At 42.7% G+C, this 16,482-nt stretch carries 18 protein-coding genes and 1 tRNA gene; 10 read left to right on the top strand and 9 right to left on the bottom strand.

Annotated elements, in window-relative coordinates; translation table 11 throughout:
* Positions 1–61 precede the first annotated feature (61 nt).
* The 4 genes from B5444_RS00665 to B5444_RS00650 form a co-directional block, all read right to left on the bottom strand.
* Positions 62–1,039 (bottom strand): hypothetical protein, encoded by a 978-nt coding sequence (locus B5444_RS00665; RefSeq protein WP_154021703.1) that lies wholly within the window; start codon positions 1,037–1,039, stop codon positions 62–64.
* Positions 1,040–1,263: 224 nt separating this feature from the next.
* Positions 1,264–1,746, bottom strand: coding sequence for a hypothetical protein (locus B5444_RS00660; RefSeq protein ID WP_079653337.1), 483 nt, complete (start codon positions 1,744–1,746; stop codon positions 1,264–1,266).
* A gap of 54 nt (positions 1,747–1,800) precedes the next feature.
* Complete coding sequence (gene folK, locus B5444_RS00655) at positions 1,801–2,268, bottom strand: 2-amino-4-hydroxy-6-hydroxymethyldihydropteridine diphosphokinase (RefSeq protein WP_269456716.1); 468 nt, start codon at positions 2,266–2,268, stop codon at positions 1,801–1,803.
* 16 nt (positions 2,269–2,284) lie between these two features.
* Entirely contained in the window at positions 2,285–3,145 is an 861-nt protein-coding gene (locus B5444_RS00650; RefSeq protein WP_079653335.1) for a cation diffusion facilitator family transporter, read from the bottom strand.
* Positions 3,146–3,175: 30 nt separating this feature from the next.
* Here B5444_RS00650 and B5444_RS00645 point away from each other — a divergent pair, with 30 nt between their 5' ends.
* From B5444_RS00645 to B5444_RS00630, 4 genes are all read left to right on the top strand, one after another.
* The gene (locus tag B5444_RS00645) at positions 3,176–3,403 is read left to right on the top strand and encodes a HypC/HybG/HupF family hydrogenase formation chaperone (protein ID WP_079653334.1); all 228 of its coding nucleotides are present in this window, start codon (positions 3,176–3,178) and stop codon (positions 3,401–3,403) included.
* 8 nt (positions 3,404–3,411) lie between these two features.
* Complete coding sequence (fabZ, locus tag B5444_RS00640; RefSeq protein WP_079653333.1) at positions 3,412–3,867, top strand: 3-hydroxyacyl-ACP dehydratase FabZ; 456 nt, start codon at positions 3,412–3,414, stop codon at positions 3,865–3,867.
* 38 nt (positions 3,868–3,905) lie between these two features.
* The gene (locus B5444_RS00635; RefSeq protein WP_154021702.1) at positions 3,906–4,460 is read left to right on the top strand and encodes a hypothetical protein; all 555 of its coding nucleotides are present in this window, start codon (positions 3,906–3,908) and stop codon (positions 4,458–4,460) included.
* A 452-nt stretch (positions 4,461–4,912) separates the two neighbouring features.
* The gene (locus B5444_RS00630) at positions 4,913–6,718 is read left to right on the top strand and encodes an autotransporter outer membrane beta-barrel domain-containing protein (RefSeq protein WP_079653331.1); all 1,806 of its coding nucleotides are present in this window, start codon (positions 4,913–4,915) and stop codon (positions 6,716–6,718) included.
* A gap of 1 nt (position 6,719) precedes the next feature.
* On the opposite strand, the gene B5444_RS00625 is transcribed toward B5444_RS00630, so the two are convergent.
* The 3 genes from B5444_RS00625 to lepA all read right to left on the bottom strand — a co-directional run bounded on the left by B5444_RS00625 (position 6,720) and on the right by lepA (position 9,483).
* Entirely contained in the window at positions 6,720–7,088 is a 369-nt protein-coding gene (locus B5444_RS00625; protein WP_079653330.1) for a CZB domain-containing protein, read from the bottom strand.
* A 111-nt stretch (positions 7,089–7,199) separates the two neighbouring features.
* Entirely contained in the window at positions 7,200–7,574 is a 375-nt protein-coding gene (locus B5444_RS00620) for a CZB domain-containing protein (RefSeq protein WP_079653329.1), read from the bottom strand.
* 124 nt (positions 7,575–7,698) lie between these two features.
* On the bottom strand, positions 7,699–9,483 hold the full coding sequence (gene lepA, locus B5444_RS00615; RefSeq protein WP_154021701.1) for a translation elongation factor 4: 1,785 nt from the start codon (positions 9,481–9,483) through the stop codon (positions 7,699–7,701).
* Positions 9,484–9,507: 24 nt separating this feature from the next.
* Between lepA and B5444_RS00610 the strand changes: the two genes are divergently transcribed.
* The 6 genes from B5444_RS00610 (at position 9,508) to B5444_RS00585 (ending at position 14,116) form a co-directional block, all read left to right on the top strand.
* Positions 9,508–11,526, top strand: a complete 2,019-nt coding sequence (locus tag B5444_RS00610) for a heavy metal translocating P-type ATPase (RefSeq protein ID WP_079653328.1) — start codon at positions 9,508–9,510, stop codon at positions 11,524–11,526.
* An 8-nt stretch (positions 11,527–11,534) separates the two neighbouring features.
* Positions 11,535–12,083 (top strand): DJ-1 family glyoxalase III, encoded by a 549-nt coding sequence (locus tag B5444_RS00605; protein WP_079653327.1) that lies wholly within the window; start codon positions 11,535–11,537, stop codon positions 12,081–12,083.
* Entirely contained in the window at positions 12,080–13,255 is a 1,176-nt protein-coding gene (locus tag B5444_RS00600) for a class I SAM-dependent rRNA methyltransferase (RefSeq protein WP_079653326.1), read from the top strand. Before B5444_RS00605 ends, B5444_RS00600 begins: the two co-directional genes overlap by 4 nt.
* Positions 13,256–13,303: 48 nt before the next feature.
* A complete protein-coding gene (gene def, locus B5444_RS00595; RefSeq protein WP_079653325.1) occupies positions 13,304–13,822 on the top strand; it encodes a peptide deformylase in 519 nt (172 codons plus the stop codon).
* Positions 13,804–14,043, top strand: a complete 240-nt coding sequence (locus B5444_RS00590) for a globin family protein (RefSeq protein WP_079653324.1) — start codon at positions 13,804–13,806, stop codon at positions 14,041–14,043. Before def ends, B5444_RS00590 begins: the two co-directional genes overlap by 19 nt.
* Positions 14,043–14,116 (top strand) — tRNA-Arg (locus B5444_RS00585). The genes B5444_RS00590 and B5444_RS00585 overlap by 1 nt, the downstream gene beginning before the upstream one ends.
* A 5-nt stretch (positions 14,117–14,121) precedes the next feature.
* Here the strand turns inward: B5444_RS00585 and B5444_RS00580 are convergent.
* Together B5444_RS00580 and B5444_RS00575 are read right to left on the bottom strand one after the other, a co-directional pair.
* Complete coding sequence (locus B5444_RS00580) at positions 14,122–15,342, bottom strand: type II secretion system F family protein (protein ID WP_079653323.1); 1,221 nt, start codon at positions 15,340–15,342, stop codon at positions 14,122–14,124.
* A gap of 1 nt (position 15,343) precedes the next feature.
* Complete coding sequence (locus B5444_RS00575; protein WP_079654618.1) at positions 15,344–16,432, bottom strand: type IV pilus twitching motility protein PilT; 1,089 nt, start codon at positions 16,430–16,432, stop codon at positions 15,344–15,346.
* Positions 16,433–16,482: the final 50 nt, after the last annotated feature.

The following is a 16,482-nucleotide window of genomic DNA, read 5'->3' as shown; positions in this document are numbered from 1 at the left end:
AGTGCCGTAAAGAAGCATAGTTACCGCACCACTTTCTGTAAACAGCGAATAGTGTAGGAGCTTATCCTGATACTGCATAGCTTTTTTCTTCAACAAACGTCAAAGGTACAATCTTAAAAGACAGGTGTTCCAAGACTTGAGGAACAAAGTTTTTTTCTATGTCCGACCGTATCTTCTCGATGTATCTTTCAGTACCAGCAAGCTCAGTTAAGAAGAGTAGCACCATGATTTTATCTTTGTCTATACAGATTTTGTCTAATGTTCTGGTTCTTCTTGATATGTACTCGTAGATATCCTCAAAAACTTCCTTGGTTAAACCCTTGTTTTCTATGTACACGAGATAGCTTTTAATGCCTAAACTTTTCATGAGTTCCATAGCAGCCTTTATACTTCCGTTGAAGTCCGGAGTACACTCCGTAAAGTAAACATATTTATCCTCTATGAACATATGGTATATGTATGAAAGAACAATGGCTATCAGCTGTAAGTTTTCCAGATTATAAGCCTTAAAATCCATCCTTTGTATTACAAGCACCATCTCTAAATCCTTATCTCTTATTACTGGAATAGCAGCCAAAAAACCCTCCTTTTCCACTTTAACATCCGCGGCTTTTACTATACTCGGGACGGTTTTTAGTCTATTGAAGACTTCGTTAAGCAGTACATCGTCTATTTCTTCATACTTTTCTGTCTTAAAAAGCAAATTCTGTTCTGCATCATATATGGCAAAGGATTTGACAGAAAATTCATCAAAAAGTATATCCCTTAACCTGTCAAACAGGTAATCTCTCCTATTTACAGTACTACTGTTCAAAATATCCTTGCTTATACTCTGCAAGATATCCCTAAGAGGCATATGAAGAACGTACTTTTTAGCTACCTGTTCGTAAGATACTTTTAATATGTAAAACTCTCTGAGTACTTCGTTGAGTTTATCCGCCAGTAAGTCTGCCCTTTCTTTTTGGTAATTTAGTCTGTTTGAAAAAAGAAAGTGAAAGAACACGGAGACTAAGCCAAAGGTAAGGTATTCGTATAGCAAAGATGTTAAAGGTAGATTACCAAAAATGTAATAGTAGAAAAAACTGTATACCACAACTCCAGATACTGCTGAAGGTAAACCCTTATAAAGGATCAGAAAAGTATAAAAAAGGAGATAGAGGTTTGGTTTTATGTTAACAAAATCCTGTTTAAAGGTAGTGTAAAGTAAGAAAAGGACAGCGGAGTAGAAAACGGCAGAATCTATAAAGTTCAGAATATGTTTTATCATTCTATGGCTTTGTTTAAGATCCTCTGCGTTACTACGCCTAAAGATTCATAGGACCAGCCTGACCTGGAAAGTACCATAGAGTTAATGGGTTTGTCGGTTTCCATGTCTACGAACCTCAGGGTTATGCTAACGGCTGGCTCGCCGTCTATTCCTGTTTTGTACCTCCATTCGTTAACAGTACCCAGTACCGCTATGCCCTTTTTGCCTTTTGTCTTGGTATAAAGCTCTTCCAGTTTTTTTTCATCCGTTAGTTCTTCTTCCGTAGGTACGAGGACTACCTTATAACCCTTACTCTGAAGAACTCCTGCTACTATACTTTGAACCTTCATCCCAGCCTTTGGACTTTCTGTATAGTTAACAAAAGGAAGAAGGTAATAAGTTTTATCCTTTGGTAAACTTATACTAGCTTCTCTGTTTATGACTGTAGCACAGGATGTTAGGAGTACTAAAAAAAGTAACATTACGAACCTAACCTTCATACTCTACCTCCCATTGACAATTATAACAACTTCTTTAAACCCTCTGTGTGATGTTTATGTGATGCATGCATACGGTCTTAGGTTTATGTTTAACCCTTCAAGGTAATGCTTGAGTGGCCTCTTGCTTATAGGGTGAACAAGGTCTGGGTTTATCTCTAACAAGGGAACCAGAAAGAAATCTCTTTCTGTGAGGTACATGTGGGGTATCCTAAGAAAGGAAAGCATTATCACATAGTCCTCGTACAAAAGTATGTCTAGGTCTATCTCTCTGGGTCCCCATCTGAACCTTTCTATCCTTCCTGTCCTTTTCTCCACTTTTTTCAAAAAGTGAAGAAGGTCTATAGGCTTTAGGCTTGTTTCAAATTCTATCACACCGTTTATAAAGGGATCCTGCTTTTCGTAGCCCCAGGGTGGGCTCTCATACAGGGTAGATACTTTCTTGATGTTTCCTACCTCTGTAAGGAGGTTCAAGGCTTTGAGTATGTAGGAAATCCTGTCGCCTACGTTGCTTCCAAAGGCTATGTAGCAGAGCAGGTTGTTAAACCTCCTGTTTGGATGGACATTCCTTACCAGCTGGTTCCACCTGCACGGTTAGCTCCTTTATGCCATAGCCTTCCAGGAGCTTTCTAACATTCTTTACCGCGTCGTAGGCTTTGGAGATGTCTTCCAAGACCAAGTGTACTGTAAGAACGTGTTCTTGAGGTTTAATGGACCAAAGATGGAAGCTATGAATATCTATAACTCCGTCTATCTTCAATATATCCTGTATAAGCTTCTGGCTTGGTACATCCTTTGGCGAGAAGTGCATCAGAATCCTCAAAGATTCAGCTACGATAGTGTAAACCTGAGGCAGTATGAGGAGAGAGAGTACAAAACCCACCACGGCATCGGCCACTTGCAGGGAAAAGAAGAGTACCAACAAACTTGAAATTATGGCCGAAAGGGAACCTATGGCATCGAACACTACATGCAAAAAGGCAGACTTAATGCTTGCACTGCTTTTGGAATGTTCATGGAGAAGGTAGCCTACAAGTAGGTTTACCAATAGGCCAAGTGTAGCTACCGCAAGGGTCTCCTCTGCTTTTATGGGTTGAGGTGTTATCATACGTAAGACCCCTTCGTATACTAAAAAACCAACGAGAAACAAGAGCATGAGGCTGTTGAAGAGTGTTACAAGGACCTCCAGCCTTTTAAAGCCAAAGGGTCTTCTAGTGTTGGCTTCACTCTTGGCAAGCAAGGAGGAAAAAAGGACTACAAGTATGGAAAAGCTGTCTGTAAACATGTGTCCGGCGTCGGATATAAGAGCTAGGCTGTTAGTATACAAACCGCTTACGAGTTCAACAAAGGCAAACCCTAACACTACCAGAAGGGAGAGCTTTAAAGACTTTTCTACTTGCATCTTGATAATGTTAGAATTATATTGTTAGGCATGTGTCTTGCAATACCTTCACGTGTTGTAGAAATCTATGATAACGCTACAGCCCTGGTGGAAGTCTTCGGAGCTAAAAGGATAGTTTCTTTAGAACTCATGCAAGAAGATGTAAACGTTGGTGATTATGTATTAGTACACGTAGGTTTTGCTATAGGTAAACTCACACCACAAGAGGCTCAAGAAAGTTTACAACTCTTTGAAGACCTTATCCAGGAAGAGTTATAATACACTGGATGGTGCTAGGCATAAAAGAGATAATGGAGATACTTCCTCACAGGTATCCCATACTTCTAGTGGACGGCGTTCTAGAGCTTGAACTCGGCAAAAGGATTGTAGGTATAAAGAACGTGTCCATGAACGAACCTGTTTTCCAAGGTCACTTCCCTGGGTTTCCTCTCATGCCGGGTGTTTACATCCTGGAGGCTATGGCCCAGGTAGGTGGTATCCTGATGATTAAATCCCTAAACCTAGAGATTGGAAAATACGCGGTAGTTTTTGCTGGCATAGATGAGGCAAGGTTTAAAAAACCCGTGTACCCAGGAGACCAGCTTTACATGGAGCTTGAGGTCATATCCTTAAAGAAAACCCTATCCAAGATGAAGGGAACGGCAAAGGTAAAGGATGAGGTAGTATGTCAAGCCATCCTCTATGCAGCCGCAAGAGAGCTAAAGGATCTTCAAAGGACATAAAATAAAAAATAAAAAATATATAGCTTTAAGTGGGTATCATGAAGAAGAGGAAGTTGGCTAAGAGGTCTATGGCTCTTGTGCCTTTACTGGGTGTTTCTGTGCTTTCTTCAATCGTACCTGCTTATGCTGCTGATTATACAAATTCAACTACAAAACAAAGCCAGCAGATTAAAGGAGATGATCAGCAGGTTCAATTTGTATATGGTGATCCTAATGCTACTTTTAGTAATAGTGATTATGATAATTTTACAAATACATCTACAGGTGTGCTTCGTGCTATAGGTCAGGTGGGAAATGCTGTGAATTTAAATACGTTTATTCAGTATATGGCAGGTTTTGCTCTATATAATCACTTAATTTTTCAATCATCTATAAATAGTGGTGTAATTGAAGCTGATGCAACAGCAGGAGATGCGATAGGTAATAACTTGAGTGCAAATATAAACAGTATATTAGCTTTTTCTATTTATAAAGACTCAGCTACTATACCAGGCGTTACATCAGGTAATGTAATATATAATTTTGGAACTTTTACAAACGATACAACAGGGCAGATTTTAACTAAAATATCTGCTGATTGCCATTTATGCTAGCTCAGATTCAGGAGATGCAAAAACTACAATAGGAGATATTACTAACTCTGGGAATATATCTATTACTGTATCTGCTGGAGATGCAAGTGGTAGCAACTCATCTGTTAACCTTAAGCGTATTCGAAGTGTTGATGTTTATGGCAATGCTCGGTCTACTGGTCCTGGTAATAATGCCACTACCAGTATAGGGAAATTCACAAACTCTGGTACTATATCAGTCCAAGTATCTGCAGGAAATGCAACCGGAATAGGTTCTACTGTAAGTATTGGTGGTGGGAATAGGTCTGTAGGTGATAAGGATATCCGCGGTGTCTATATAAGGTATTAATACTATTTCATATTCCGGTAATGCAACTGGCAATCTGGGAGACTTTACTAACTCTGGTAGTATAAACGTTACTGCATCTGCTGGTAATGCAAGTGCTGACAACTCTAAAGTATCCATACAGGGTTTGTACGGTACTTACACTGAAGTATATGTTAACTCTGCTTTAGGCACTAAAACAGCCACTTTAGGAAATTATACAAACTCTGGAAACATAAACATTGATGCTTCAGCTGGTAGCGCTACAGGTAATAATGCTCAGGTAGGGATATCAGATATAGTTGGTGCTGTGTTTTCCTTGGGTGGATATGCACAAACTATAAACAACCAAGGAAACGTATCCATAAAAGTTACTGGTGATAAAGGTTCAACAGTAAATAGTGTGGGTGCCTTCCTGCTTGAAAATGCAAACGGCTCAACTCTAAACAATACAGGTAAGACATCCTTAAATATAACTGCTACAACGGCTAATGACATATACGGTATTTATGTGAAGGATTCTAAGAACGTAACCATTAGCAATCCTGAACCTATCTACTTTGAGCTATCTGTTCAAAATTTGGGTAGTGTAAGAACCCTTAAGATTGAAAACTCAAGTGTTAAACTTCAAGGAGACTTTTCTCTAGTCTTTGGATCTCCTGGAATAGACCCTTCACCAGACTCTAATACCAACTTGGACAAGAGACCCATATATGTAGGTCCTAATTCAACTCTTGACCTTAACAACGCTACACTTGTAGTATATAAAGACTCAAGGAATCTTAAATTTAATACACCCTACTACCTAATTCATAACGATGGTGGGACTGTATTAGGTCAGTTTGGCGGACTTAAAAAAACATGGACAAACCCCGAAATAGTGGTAAAATGGGTTGGTCCCGATAACGGAGAACACGCTGCTGTCATATTTACCTATGAACCTGTTCCAACAAATACTACTAATACAACACCAATGGTATCACCAAGTTTTGCCACAACAGTAGGATATGTAGGATCTTCTATCATTTCTCAAGTTTTTGGCAAGACTATTTTAGGTTACACACCTGGTGGTTTGCCTTTCTGTATGCCAAGAGAAGATGTGAGCCAGTCTTCTAAAGACCCTCTTAGGACGACTTGTGATAGGAATGTTTTTGTTTTACCACTCTATACTAAGTTAGATGCTGATGACCTAGGTTTTGATGCTTATGCTTATGGTTTAGCTCTTGGTGTAGGTGGGAAGATCACTGAAAAGCTTGCTGCTGGTGTGTTTGCAGGATACAGCAAGGCAGACCTTTACTTTAAGGTTAATGGACCACAGAAAGAGTACCAAAGCATATACTTTGGAGGTCTTGCTCTGTCATATACTCCTAAGCCGTGGTATGCAAGGTTTACAGCCATTGCCCACAGAGCAAATCATGATTATAGGGGATTTACAGGGCTTTATTATGAACTTTATGAGCATGCGAACTATAAGAGTTGGGGATTTGACACAGAGCTAGCAGGGGGATATGTATTTAACAAAGAGAAGTACACAATAGCTCCTGAGATTGGGCTTGCTTACACCTATTACACCTCTGATGACTTTCATACTGAGGTTCCTGCAAATCCTGCGTGGAACCGTTACTACAAGACAGACAGTGTAGGGTTTGTAAAGGGTCTTGTTGGACTGTATGGAGCTACTACTTCTAAGATGGGCAACACCAAGACTATACTTTATGGGCATGTAAGGCTTGAGCAGGCTTTTGGTGGTAATAGGCTGTCAGCGATCAGCTATATGCAAGATTCTCCTGAGTATAGGCTTAGTAAGAAAATAGGGAAGACTACGTTGATTGGAGATATAGGTGTGAGGTTTGAGTTGAGGAAGGGGGCAGAACTTGAGCTTAGCTTTCGTGGAGACCTCAACGCCGATTACAGAGCTTATATGACTAAGGCAGCTTTAAGATACTACTTCTGAACTAATCTTTTTTGACTAGCCTTTTTAATTTTAGGAGTAGTTGTATGAGTTGTGCAGACAGATCCTTCATCTCATCTATAATTCTCTCATCTTCTGGTTTTGGGTTAGTGGGATCCACCTGCATGGATAATTCATGAAACTTGCAGTGAACTTTTTCTATCTCGTCGAGTAAAGCTTTTATTTCTTCATTATAGTTTTGTTTTGCTGGTACTATTTCTGTGTCCCACTTTTTTCCAAAGCTGCAACTGTGGCAGTCCTTGCGTTCAAAGGGTTTACCTTCCTCGATGGCACGTTCAAGATTGTTTATGTATATGGCATGTTGGGATATGTATAAGTCCAAATCCGCAACCAAGTTTTCAAGCCGATGCATCGCGTTCTTACCTCCTTCTAATATACTTCTAATATATATTACGGCTCACTATATGAAAATTTAATGAAAGGTTCAAAAAAAGAAGACCTTTACGGAAATTAGGGAGTATTGTTAATGATTAATAGTATGTTTTAATCTCAGTAGCAGTTGAAGGAGTTTGATAAGTTCCGTAGAGAGTTCATTTAGCTGCTTTAATATAGTTTCATCTTCTGGTTTTAAGTTAGTAGTATCCACCTGCATGGACACTTCATGAAACTCACAGTGTATTCTTTCAATTTCTTCGACTATGTTTCTAATTTCTGAGGGGAGTTTATTCTTTATGGGTATTATTTCTGTATCAAACATTCTTCCAAAATCGCAACTGTGACAATCCTTATGCTCAAAAGGCTTACCATTTCTAATGGCAGTCCTCAATCTTTTTACGTACAGGATGTGTTGCGCTATATACCAATCAACATCTGTATATAACTTTTCTAAACCCTGCATACTCCAACCCTCCACTTTTTATATTTTAGTATTTTTTTTAAGAAAATGTGAAGGACAAAGCTCGTAGACAACCCTAAAGGGTAAAAAAGACCTTGCTCACAACTGTACTCCCCCTTATAAAATTTTAGTCCACTTTGAGGACAGTCAAGAAGGCTTCTTGTGGTAGCTCCACCTTTCCAAACTGCTTTAGTCTCTTCTTACCCTCTTTTTGCTTTTCAAGGAGCTTCTTCTTTCTGGTTACGTCCCCACCGTAACATTTGGCGGTGACGTTTGCCCTTAGGGGTGGTATTCTTTCGGATGCTATTATCCTGTTTCCTATTCCTGCCTGAACCTTCACCTCAAAGAGCTGCCTAGGTACTACTTCTTTAAGCTTTTCCACTATCTGCCTTGCCCTTCTGTAGGCTTTATCCCTGTGGACTATGAAGGACAGTGCATCCACTGGCTCGTTGTTTATGAAGACAGTAAGTTTAACGAGATCTTCCTCCCTGTATCCTATAAACTCGTAATCATAGGAAGCATAACCCTTTGAAACGCCCTTTATCTTATCATGAAAGTCCATGATAATCTCACTTAGAGGCATTTCATACTCCAACATGGCCGTGTTTGGATCAAGGTACAGGAACCTTTTCTGTATACCCCTCTTTTCCTGGCATAGGTTTATCACGTTTCCCACAAAGTCCTTTGGTACTATTATGGTTACGAGGACGTAAGGTTCTTCTATGGCTTCTACGAGCCCCATGTTTTCGGGAAGTTCAGAAGGATTTTTGATCTCCTTAACTTGACCATTTTTTAATCTTACTCGGTATACAACACTCGGTGCTGTGGTTACTATGCTTACTCCGTACTCCCTTTCTAACCTCTCCTGTACTATCTCCATGTGTAGAAGGCCTAAAAAGCCCACCCTAAAACCAAGACCGAGGGCTGGGGACGTCTCTGGTTCGTACACTATGGCGGCATCGTTTATAGCATACTTCTCCAGGGCATCCCTTAGCTCCTCGTAGGTGTACCCTTCGGAAGGGTATATGCCGGCAAACACCATAGGCTTTACGGGCCTGAAGCCAGGTACTGGTTCCTTTGCTGGGTTCTTAGCGTCGGTTATTGTATCGCCTATCCTTATGTCCCTTACATCCTTTATGGATGCGGCTATGTACCCTACTTCTCCCGCCGAGAGCTTTTCAAGCTTTGTCATCTTAGGCATCTGCGCACCTACTTCGGTCACTTCAAACTCTTTACCTGTAGAGAAGAGCCTTATCTTCATACCAGGTCTTACTTCTCCGTCCACTATCCTCACGAAGGCAACAGCCCCCCTGTATGGGTCGTAGTAAGAGTCAAAGATGAGAGCTTTTAAAGGAGCCTTTGGATCTCCCTTAGGGGGTGGTATGCGTTCTATTATTGCCTTGAGTATTTCTTCTATGCCTATACCTTCCTTGGCAGAGGCTAGTATGGCTTCATCTCCTGGTATACCCAAGACCTCTTCTATCTGCCTTTTTACCCTTTCAGGATCGGCTGAAGGTAGGTCTATCTTGTTTATGACGGGTATTATCACTAGGTCTTGCTCTACAGCCTTCCAGAAGTTGGCAACCGTCTGGGCCTGTATGCCTTGAGTGGCATCCACCAAAAGCAGGGCTCCTTCGCATGCTGCCAAAGCCCTTGATACTTCGTAGGAGAAGTCCACGTGCCCAGGCGTGTCTATTAGGTGCAAAGTGTAGTCTTTGTACTTTATCTTTACGGCCTGGAGCTTTATGGTTATACCCCTTTCCCTTTCTATGTCCAACGTATCAAGCATTTGCTCTCTGAGCTCTCTTCTGGAGACCATGCCTGTAAACTCAAGTATGCGGTCTGCGAGGGTAGATTTACCATGATCCACGTGAGCTATTATGGAGAAGTTCCTTATCTTGCTCAGGTCCATAGAAAAATAAGATATTCTATACCTATGAAGTCTACGCTCAGAGTGGAAGGAATGACCTGCGTAAACTGCGCCAGGACTATAGAACTTACCCTGCGCAAGATGGGCGGGGTAAAAGATGTAAACGTCTCTTTTGAACTCGGTAGGGTGTACGTAGAGTACGATGAGAACCTTATAGACCTTGATAGCATAAGGCAGGTAATAGAGGGTCTTGGCTACAAAGTAGTGGAGTACGAGGTAAAGAATAAGGATAAAGAGATCCTTGTACTCTGCAGTATTCTCAGTTTCGCAATCATGGGTCTTATGTTCTACCATAGCCCTTGGAGTCACTTACTCCAGATGGTGTTTGCTGGTATAGTTCAGGTGGTAGGTGGTTACAAGTTCTACAGGTCTGCCTGGGGTTCCCTGAAAGCCGGTGTGGGCAACATGGATCTTCTTGTGTCCTTGGGTAGTACTTCTGCTTATCTTTACAGCGTTCTTGCCACCTTTGGGCTTCTGTCAGGCAGTCCCTTCTTTGAGACCTCGGCCTTTCTGATAACCTTCGTAAGACTTGGTAAGTTTATAGAGGACAAGGTAAAGGAGAGGGCCGTTAAAGACCTTAAACTTCTCTTTGGTCTTCAGACTTCCAAGGTGAGAGTTCTAGAAAAGGGTCAGGAGGTTTTTGTAGACCTATGGTCTGTCTTTAAGGGTGACCTTGTGGTGGTAAAGTCGGGTGAGATGGTGCCCGTTGATCTTGTGGTAAAGGAAGGTTCTGCAGAGGTGGATGAATCTCTGATAACGGGCGAGAGTGTACCTGTTATCAAAAGGGAGGGTCAGACAGTGCTGTCTGGCAGTCTCGTAGTAACTGGAAGGATAGTGGGGGAGGTCCAAAAGCCAGCAAACCAGAGCTACGTGTTTATGCTCATAAGACTTGTGGAGGAAACCCTTAAGAAGAAACCCAGGGTACATCTTCTTGCTGACAGGGTTTCTCACTACTTTGTACAGTTTGTAGTTTCTTTAGCTCTTGTAGTCTTTGTCTTATGGCTTTGGAAGACGGGAAATCTTCAGAAGGCTGTGGAGTTCTCTCTTGCTGTTCTTGTAGTTTCTTGTCCTTGCGCCTTTGGCATAGCCGTACCTTTGGCTACAACCGTAGGGCTTTTAAGGTGCTACAAGAGAGGTCTTCTCGTTAAAAACCCTGAGGTGTTTGAAAGGATACCCAAGGTAGACATGGTACTCTTTGACAAGACAGGCACACTAACTCAGCAAACTCCACGTGTTGTAAGCCTCCAAACCTTCTCGGAGGATGCTCTTGAGCTAGCCTATTCTATAGCAAACAACTCTAACCATCCGTACTCCAAAGCCATAGCCGAATACTGTGAAAGCCTTGGTCTAAAGCCTAAGTCCTTCGAAGGATGTAAGGAAATGGCGGGTGTAGGTGTACTGTGTGGTGAGTACTTTTTGGGAAGGTCAGAAGATGGTAGGGTGGTCCTAAAGGAAGGAGATAGAGTGCTTGCTGTTTTTGACTTTGAGACAAGCATAGACCCAAAGGCAAAAGAGGCTGTAGACTTTCTAAAAGCAAAGGGTCTTAGGGTGCTTATGCTCACAGGCGATAGCTGTGACAGGGCTCAGAAGATAGCTCAGGAGGTAGGCATAGAAGAGTACCACTGCAGGCTTTTGCCAGAAGAAAAGCTCTCGCTTCTTGAAGGTTACCAAAAGCAGGGCTTTAGGTGCGCCTATGTGGGTGATGGTATAAACGATGCTCCCGTGATGAGTAGGGCAGATGTAGCAATAGCCGTGGGCAGCGCTGCAGACTTTACTAAAAGGGTATGCGACGTGGTCCTATTGGGGGGTGTTGGCTCTCTGAGCTATCTCTTTGAGCTATCCCAGGCTACTTACAGAAGGATAAAGCAGAACCTCTTTTGGGCTTTTGTCTACAACACTCTGGCCATACCTATAGGTGCAGGGCTTTTATCTAGCTACGGACTGTATTTAAAGCCTGAGTTTGCTGGGCTTCTTATGGCAGTGTCTTCCCTTAGTGTGGTACTTAACTCTGTAAGAAGCTTATAATAATATACATGAAAGTGGCCATAATACTAGCAGAAGGTTACGAAGAGGTAGAGGCAGTAGCTCCCATAGATGTTCTGAGGCGTGCAGGTATAGATGTGCTTATAGCTGGGCTTTCTAAGGAACCCGTGGCAAGTGCCAGGAACGTGAGGATAGTGCCAGATGTGTCTATTGATGATCTAAACCCAGACGAGCTTGATCTTGTCATACTTCCTGGTGGTGCTGGTGGTGTTGAAAAGTTAAAGCAGGATCCAAGGGTGGAAAATCTTATAAAGAAAATGCAGGAGAAGAAAAAGCTCATAGGTGCCATATGCGCAGCCCCCACCGCGCTGGCCAAGTTTGGAACCCTTGAAGGGAAGAAGGCTACTGTGTATCCAGCCCTCAAGGATGAGATAAAGCCCGCCCTTTACGTGGATGAGAAGGTGGTAGAGGATGAAAACGTCATAACCAGTCAAGGGCCAGGTACGGCCCTTCTCTTTGGCTTAAAGCTTGTGGAGAGACTGTTGGGTAAAGAGAAAGCTAAAGAGATAGCTAGCAGGATGCTTGTAGAGTATGAATGATTCATGTAAGGGTAGCCCAAGGAGTCGAAGATAAGCTACGAAGCGGCTTCCCTTGGGTTTACAAGCAAGAGATAATATCCTACTCTAAGAAACCCCAAAAGGGTGAGCTAGTAGTAGTAAGAGACTATGCGGGTAAGTTCATAGGTTATGGCTACATAAACCCTGACAGTACCATCACTGTAAGAATACTCTCTTTTGACAAAGAGAGGAAGATATCTGAAAGACTCGTTAGGGAGAGAATACAAAAGGCATACGAATACAGGAAGAAGCTTTCAATAAACAGTAACGCTTATAGGCTCATACACTCGGAGGGTGACTTTCTACCAGGTCTTGTAGTAGACGTGTACGACCGTTATCTAGTTGTAGAGTTTACTACCTACGGTATGCATACCTTACGGGACTGGGTGATAAATGCTCTCATAGACATATTAAAACCCGAAGGTATATACGAGAAGGTGAGTGACTCAGCCAAGTACATAGAGGGTATACCAGCAGAGGAGGGTACCATATACGGATATGTCCCCGAAGAGGTAATAATATGGGAGCATGACCTTAAGTTTATAGTAAACATACCACGTGGACAGAAGACGGGCTTTTTCTTAGATCAGAGGTACGCAAGGAAGATGATAAGGAGTCTGGTAAAACCTGGGGACAGGTGTCTTGACGTTTTCTGTCACACAGGTGGGTTTGCCTTAAGCATGAAAAAGGCAGGAGCTGGAGAGGTGATAGGTGTGGACCTCTCAGAGGGTGCCATCGAAACGGCCAAGAGGAACGCAGAGATAAACTCTCTAGAAGGCATACAGTGGGTGGTGGACAACGCCTTTGATTTCCTTAAAAGAATGCATCAAGAAGGTCAAAAGTTTGACATAGTAGTAATAGATCCTCCTTCCTTTGCAAAGAATAAAGCAGCTGTTCCAAACGCCATGAGAGGTTACAAAGAGCTTGCCCTTAGAGGGCTTCACATAACTAAACCTGGTGGATACTTGGCTGTATACTCCTGCTCTTTCCACATAACAAGAGATCACCTTCTTAAAGCCCTTCTGGATGCAGCCAAAGATGCCAAAAAGATAGTTAGGGTAGTGGGGGAAAGTATACAGGACCTTGACCACCCATGGATACTTCAGATGCCCAACACCCTCTACCTTAAGGGTGTTTACGTGGAAGTCTTATGACCATTAACAGCTTGCAATTGGTCCAGTAGAGGCTTAGAATAATCCTCTATGATAAGGGAAGTGTTAAAGTACCCACATCCTATCCTTAAGACGCCTACCCAAAAGGTGCAAGATATAGACCAAGAGATTTACAACTTGGTCCAAGATATGTTTGACACCATGTACCATGAGGAGGGAGTAGGACTTGCTGCAAACCAGATAGGTGTTCCATTGAGGATTATGGTCATAGACACAACGCCCAGAAAGGATTCACAACCCCTGAAGTTGGTTTTGATAAACCCCGAGCTTGTGCATGCGGAAGGCAACATCGTATACAAAGAAGGTTGCCTTTCTTTCCCGGGCATAAGCCTAGAGGTTGAGAGATTTTCAAGGGTTTATCTAAAGGCTTTGGATCTGGAAGGAAAAGAGGTGGAGTACACTCTGGAGGGTTTTCCCGCCATAGTCTTTCAACACGAGCTTGACCATCTTGAAGGCATAACCTTCATAGACAGAGTGAAGGGAGTAAAGAGGAGGTTGGCTCTGGAGAAGTATGCAAAGCTTCAAAGGGCATGGACATCAAGCTCATAAAGTTTTATCCCTTTGAGGTATCTGTAAAAAGACCTAGGTTACTAGCATATGTCGATCTTCTACTCTTCGATAAAGTGTTGATAAAGGGGATAAAACTTTTAGAAAACAAACACGGTGGTTATTTTGTACAGATGCCTGAACATGTGGAAATAGTATCCAGGGACCTCCTTGATAGTATAAGGAGGGTAGTAGTAGACTATTATAAAGAAAACCTCCTGTAGTGCCCGTAGCTCAGCTGGATAGAGCGAGGGTCTCCGAAGCCCTAGGTCGGGGGTTCAAGTCCCCCCGGGCACGCTTTATTATCCCTTGATAAGCTCTCCAAGCTTGAAGATAGGCAGATACAGAGCTATGAGTATAAGTCCTACAACACCACCTATGAAGACCATAAGCATAGGCTCTATAAGCTTTATCATACCTTCTACAGCTCTGTCGAATTCATCTTCGTAGAAGTTGGCTATAGTATCGAGCATCTGATCAAGGGCACCTGTTTCTTCACCTATCCTCACCATAGCTACAACCATAGGGGGGAAGAATTTGGTCTGCTCTAAGGCTTTATAAAGAGATTTACCCTCTGTAACAGCAACTTTTGCGGAGTCAAGAGCCTCCTCTATGAGTACGTTGCCTGTTACCTTTCCTGCTATTTCAAGAGCCTTATCTATACTGACACCGCTTGTATAAAGTGTTGCCAGAGTTCTGGCAAACCTTGCCATGGCGCTCTTTAGGAACAAATCACCCATTTTAGGAAGTCTTAGAAGTAGTCCATGAACGGAACGCTTAAACTGGTAGACGTTTGCGTAGAGGTATCTAAAGCCAAAAGTTATTACTACAAGGATAAGAAAGACCTTAAGTATGCTCTGTCTTATTAAGTTAGACGCTGCTATAAGCATCTGAGTGGGTAGCGGGAGTTCTCCACCCAACGACTCGTATATCTGGGCAAAGGTAGGGACGAGGAAGTATAGGATACCCGTCACTATGAGAGTTGCTACTACCACCACGAACACTGGGTAAAAGGAGGCGCTCTTTATCTTTCCCTTTATCATCGCTATCTTCTCGTAGTAGTCTGCAGCCCTTAAGAGAGCTACGTCCAGGTTTCCACTCTCCTCCCCTACCCTGACCAGGTTTACCACGAACTCGGGAAAGACGTTGGGAAATTTCCTGAGGGCGCTCGAAAGGTCCATTCCTTCGTTTATCATCCTTATGACTTCCCTTAGGGCGTTCTTCATAGACTTGTTTGGAAACTGCTCAAGGAGTATGTTCAGGGCTGTTATTATGTCCACGCCTGTCCGTTGCATGGTTCCCAACTGCCGGCAGAATATGGATATGTCCCTGTCGCTGATACCACCGAAAGGAAGGCGTATCTCTATACCCTTTTTCTTTTCAGCTTCAACTTCAGTGAACCTTACTACGGAGTAACCTCTTGTCTGTAAGTCTGCTATGAGTGCCTCCTGATTCGGATATTCACCCTCCGCCTCCACTAAAGATCCATCAGGAGATACCGCCCTGTACTTAAACTTTGGCATGTTACTTCCTCACACCTATCATCCTTTCAAGCTCTTTTGGATCTGGAGAGTACTTCATAGCATCCTCGTAGGTTATGTTACCTACCCTAAAGTGGTAAGCTAAAGACTGGTTCATAGTCTGCATGCCCGTGTTTGCCTGATCCGTCTGCATCAAAGAGTAAATCTGCTGGAGCTTGTTCTCCCTTATTAGGTTCCTTATAGCTGTATTGGGTACCAAGTACTCGTAGACTAAAACTCTGCCACCACCTATCTTGGGCACAAGCCTTTGGGATATGACACCTTGAAGTACAAAGGAGAGCTGAATCCTTACCTGTTCCTGTTGGTTTGGAGGAAAGACATCCACTATTCTGGTTATAGTGGATATAGCCGTGTTGGTGTGTAGTGTAGCAAAAACCAGGTGTCCTGTTTCTGCCGCCCTTAGAGCTATTTCTATGGTCTCCAAGTCCCTTAACTCTCCTACAAGGATAACATCCGGGTCCTCCCTGAGAGCTGCCCTTAGAGCTGCAGCAAAAGAGTCAACGTCTTCTCCTATCTCCCTTTGGTTTACTATACTCTTTCGGTGTTGGAAGACGTACTCTATGGGATCCTCTATGGTAATTATATGGTAGTGGAAGTTTTCATTTATATAGTTGATGAGTGCCGCCAGTGTGGTGGTCTTGCCGGATCCCGTAGGGCCTGTGACTAACACAAGACCCATACTTTTGTGACATAGATCAAGGACCTTCTCACTAAGACCTAACTCTTTTACTGACATAACCTTGTAAGGGAGCCTCCTGAAGACGCAGGCTATAGAACCCCTCTGGAAGAAGACGTTTGCCCTAAACCTTCCCACATCTTTAACCCCGAAAGAAAAGTCTACCTGTCCCTTTTCCTCAAGCTCCTTCCTGTGCCTGTCTGACATGACCGAATAGGCGAGCTTTTGGGTAACCTCAGGGGTGAGCACAGGGTATTCCATAAGCTGCTGTATCTTCCCGTCTATCCTGACGCATGGTCTAACACCTGGTGTTAGATGAACATCCGAGGCGTTTAGTCTTACAGCCTTGTAAAGTATTTCAACGAGTTTTACTTCAGACGTCTGTGCAGGAGTCATAACTTCCCCCTTTATGATTTTAAAGCTTCCTAATTCTCCAGAGAATATAA

The sequence above is a fragment of the Thermocrinis minervae genome (assembly GCF_900142435.1).
GTDB lineage: Bacteria > Aquificota > Aquificia > Aquificales > Aquificaceae > Thermocrinis_A > Thermocrinis_A minervae.
The sequence above is the reverse complement of the archived record's forward strand: the minus strand, read 5'-3'. Positions and strand labels throughout refer to the sequence as shown.

What these genes read in the sequence shown, in the direction of transcription:
- B5444_RS00620 (WP_079653329.1), bottom strand. Translation starts at nt 7,574, where the DNA reads ATGCAGGGTTTAGAAAAGTTATATACAGATGTTGATTGGTATATAGCG.
- B5444_RS00590 (WP_079653324.1), top strand. Translation starts at nt 13,804, where the DNA reads ATGGACATCAAGCTCATAAAGTTTTATCCCTTTGAGGTATCTGTAAAA.
- B5444_RS00600 (WP_079653326.1), top strand. Translation starts at nt 12,080, where the DNA reads ATGATTCATGTAAGGGTAGCCCAAGGAGTCGAAGATAAGCTACGAAGC.
- B5444_RS00580 (WP_079653323.1), bottom strand. Translation starts at nt 15,342, where the DNA reads ATGCCAAAGTTTAAGTACAGGGCGGTATCTCCTGATGGATCTTTAGTG.
- def (WP_079653325.1), top strand. Translation starts at nt 13,304, where the DNA reads ATGATAAGGGAAGTGTTAAAGTACCCACATCCTATCCTTAAGACGCCT.
- lepA (WP_154021701.1), bottom strand. Translation starts at nt 9,483, where the DNA reads ATGGACCTGAGCAAGATAAGGAACTTCTCCATAATAGCTCACGTGGAT.
- B5444_RS00575 (WP_079654618.1), bottom strand. Translation starts at nt 16,432, where the DNA reads ATGACTCCTGCACAGACGTCTGAAGTAAAACTCGTTGAAATACTTTAC.
- B5444_RS00660 (WP_079653337.1), bottom strand. Translation starts at nt 1,746, where the DNA reads ATGAAGGTTAGGTTCGTAATGTTACTTTTTTTAGTACTCCTAACATCC.
- B5444_RS00625 (WP_079653330.1), bottom strand. Translation starts at nt 7,088, where the DNA reads ATGCATCGGCTTGAAAACTTGGTTGCGGATTTGGACTTATACATATCC.
- B5444_RS00605 (WP_079653327.1), top strand. Translation starts at nt 11,535, where the DNA reads ATGAAAGTGGCCATAATACTAGCAGAAGGTTACGAAGAGGTAGAGGCA.
- fabZ (WP_079653333.1), top strand. Translation starts at nt 3,412, where the DNA reads ATGGTGCTAGGCATAAAAGAGATAATGGAGATACTTCCTCACAGGTAT.
- B5444_RS00610 (WP_079653328.1), top strand. Translation starts at nt 9,508, where the DNA reads ATGAAGTCTACGCTCAGAGTGGAAGGAATGACCTGCGTAAACTGCGCC.
- B5444_RS00635 (WP_154021702.1), top strand. Translation starts at nt 3,906, where the DNA reads ATGAAGAAGAGGAAGTTGGCTAAGAGGTCTATGGCTCTTGTGCCTTTA.
- B5444_RS00650 (WP_079653335.1), bottom strand. Translation starts at nt 3,145, where the DNA reads ATGCAAGTAGAAAAGTCTTTAAAGCTCTCCCTTCTGGTAGTGTTAGGG.
- B5444_RS00645 (WP_079653334.1), top strand. Translation starts at nt 3,176, where the DNA reads ATGTGTCTTGCAATACCTTCACGTGTTGTAGAAATCTATGATAACGCT.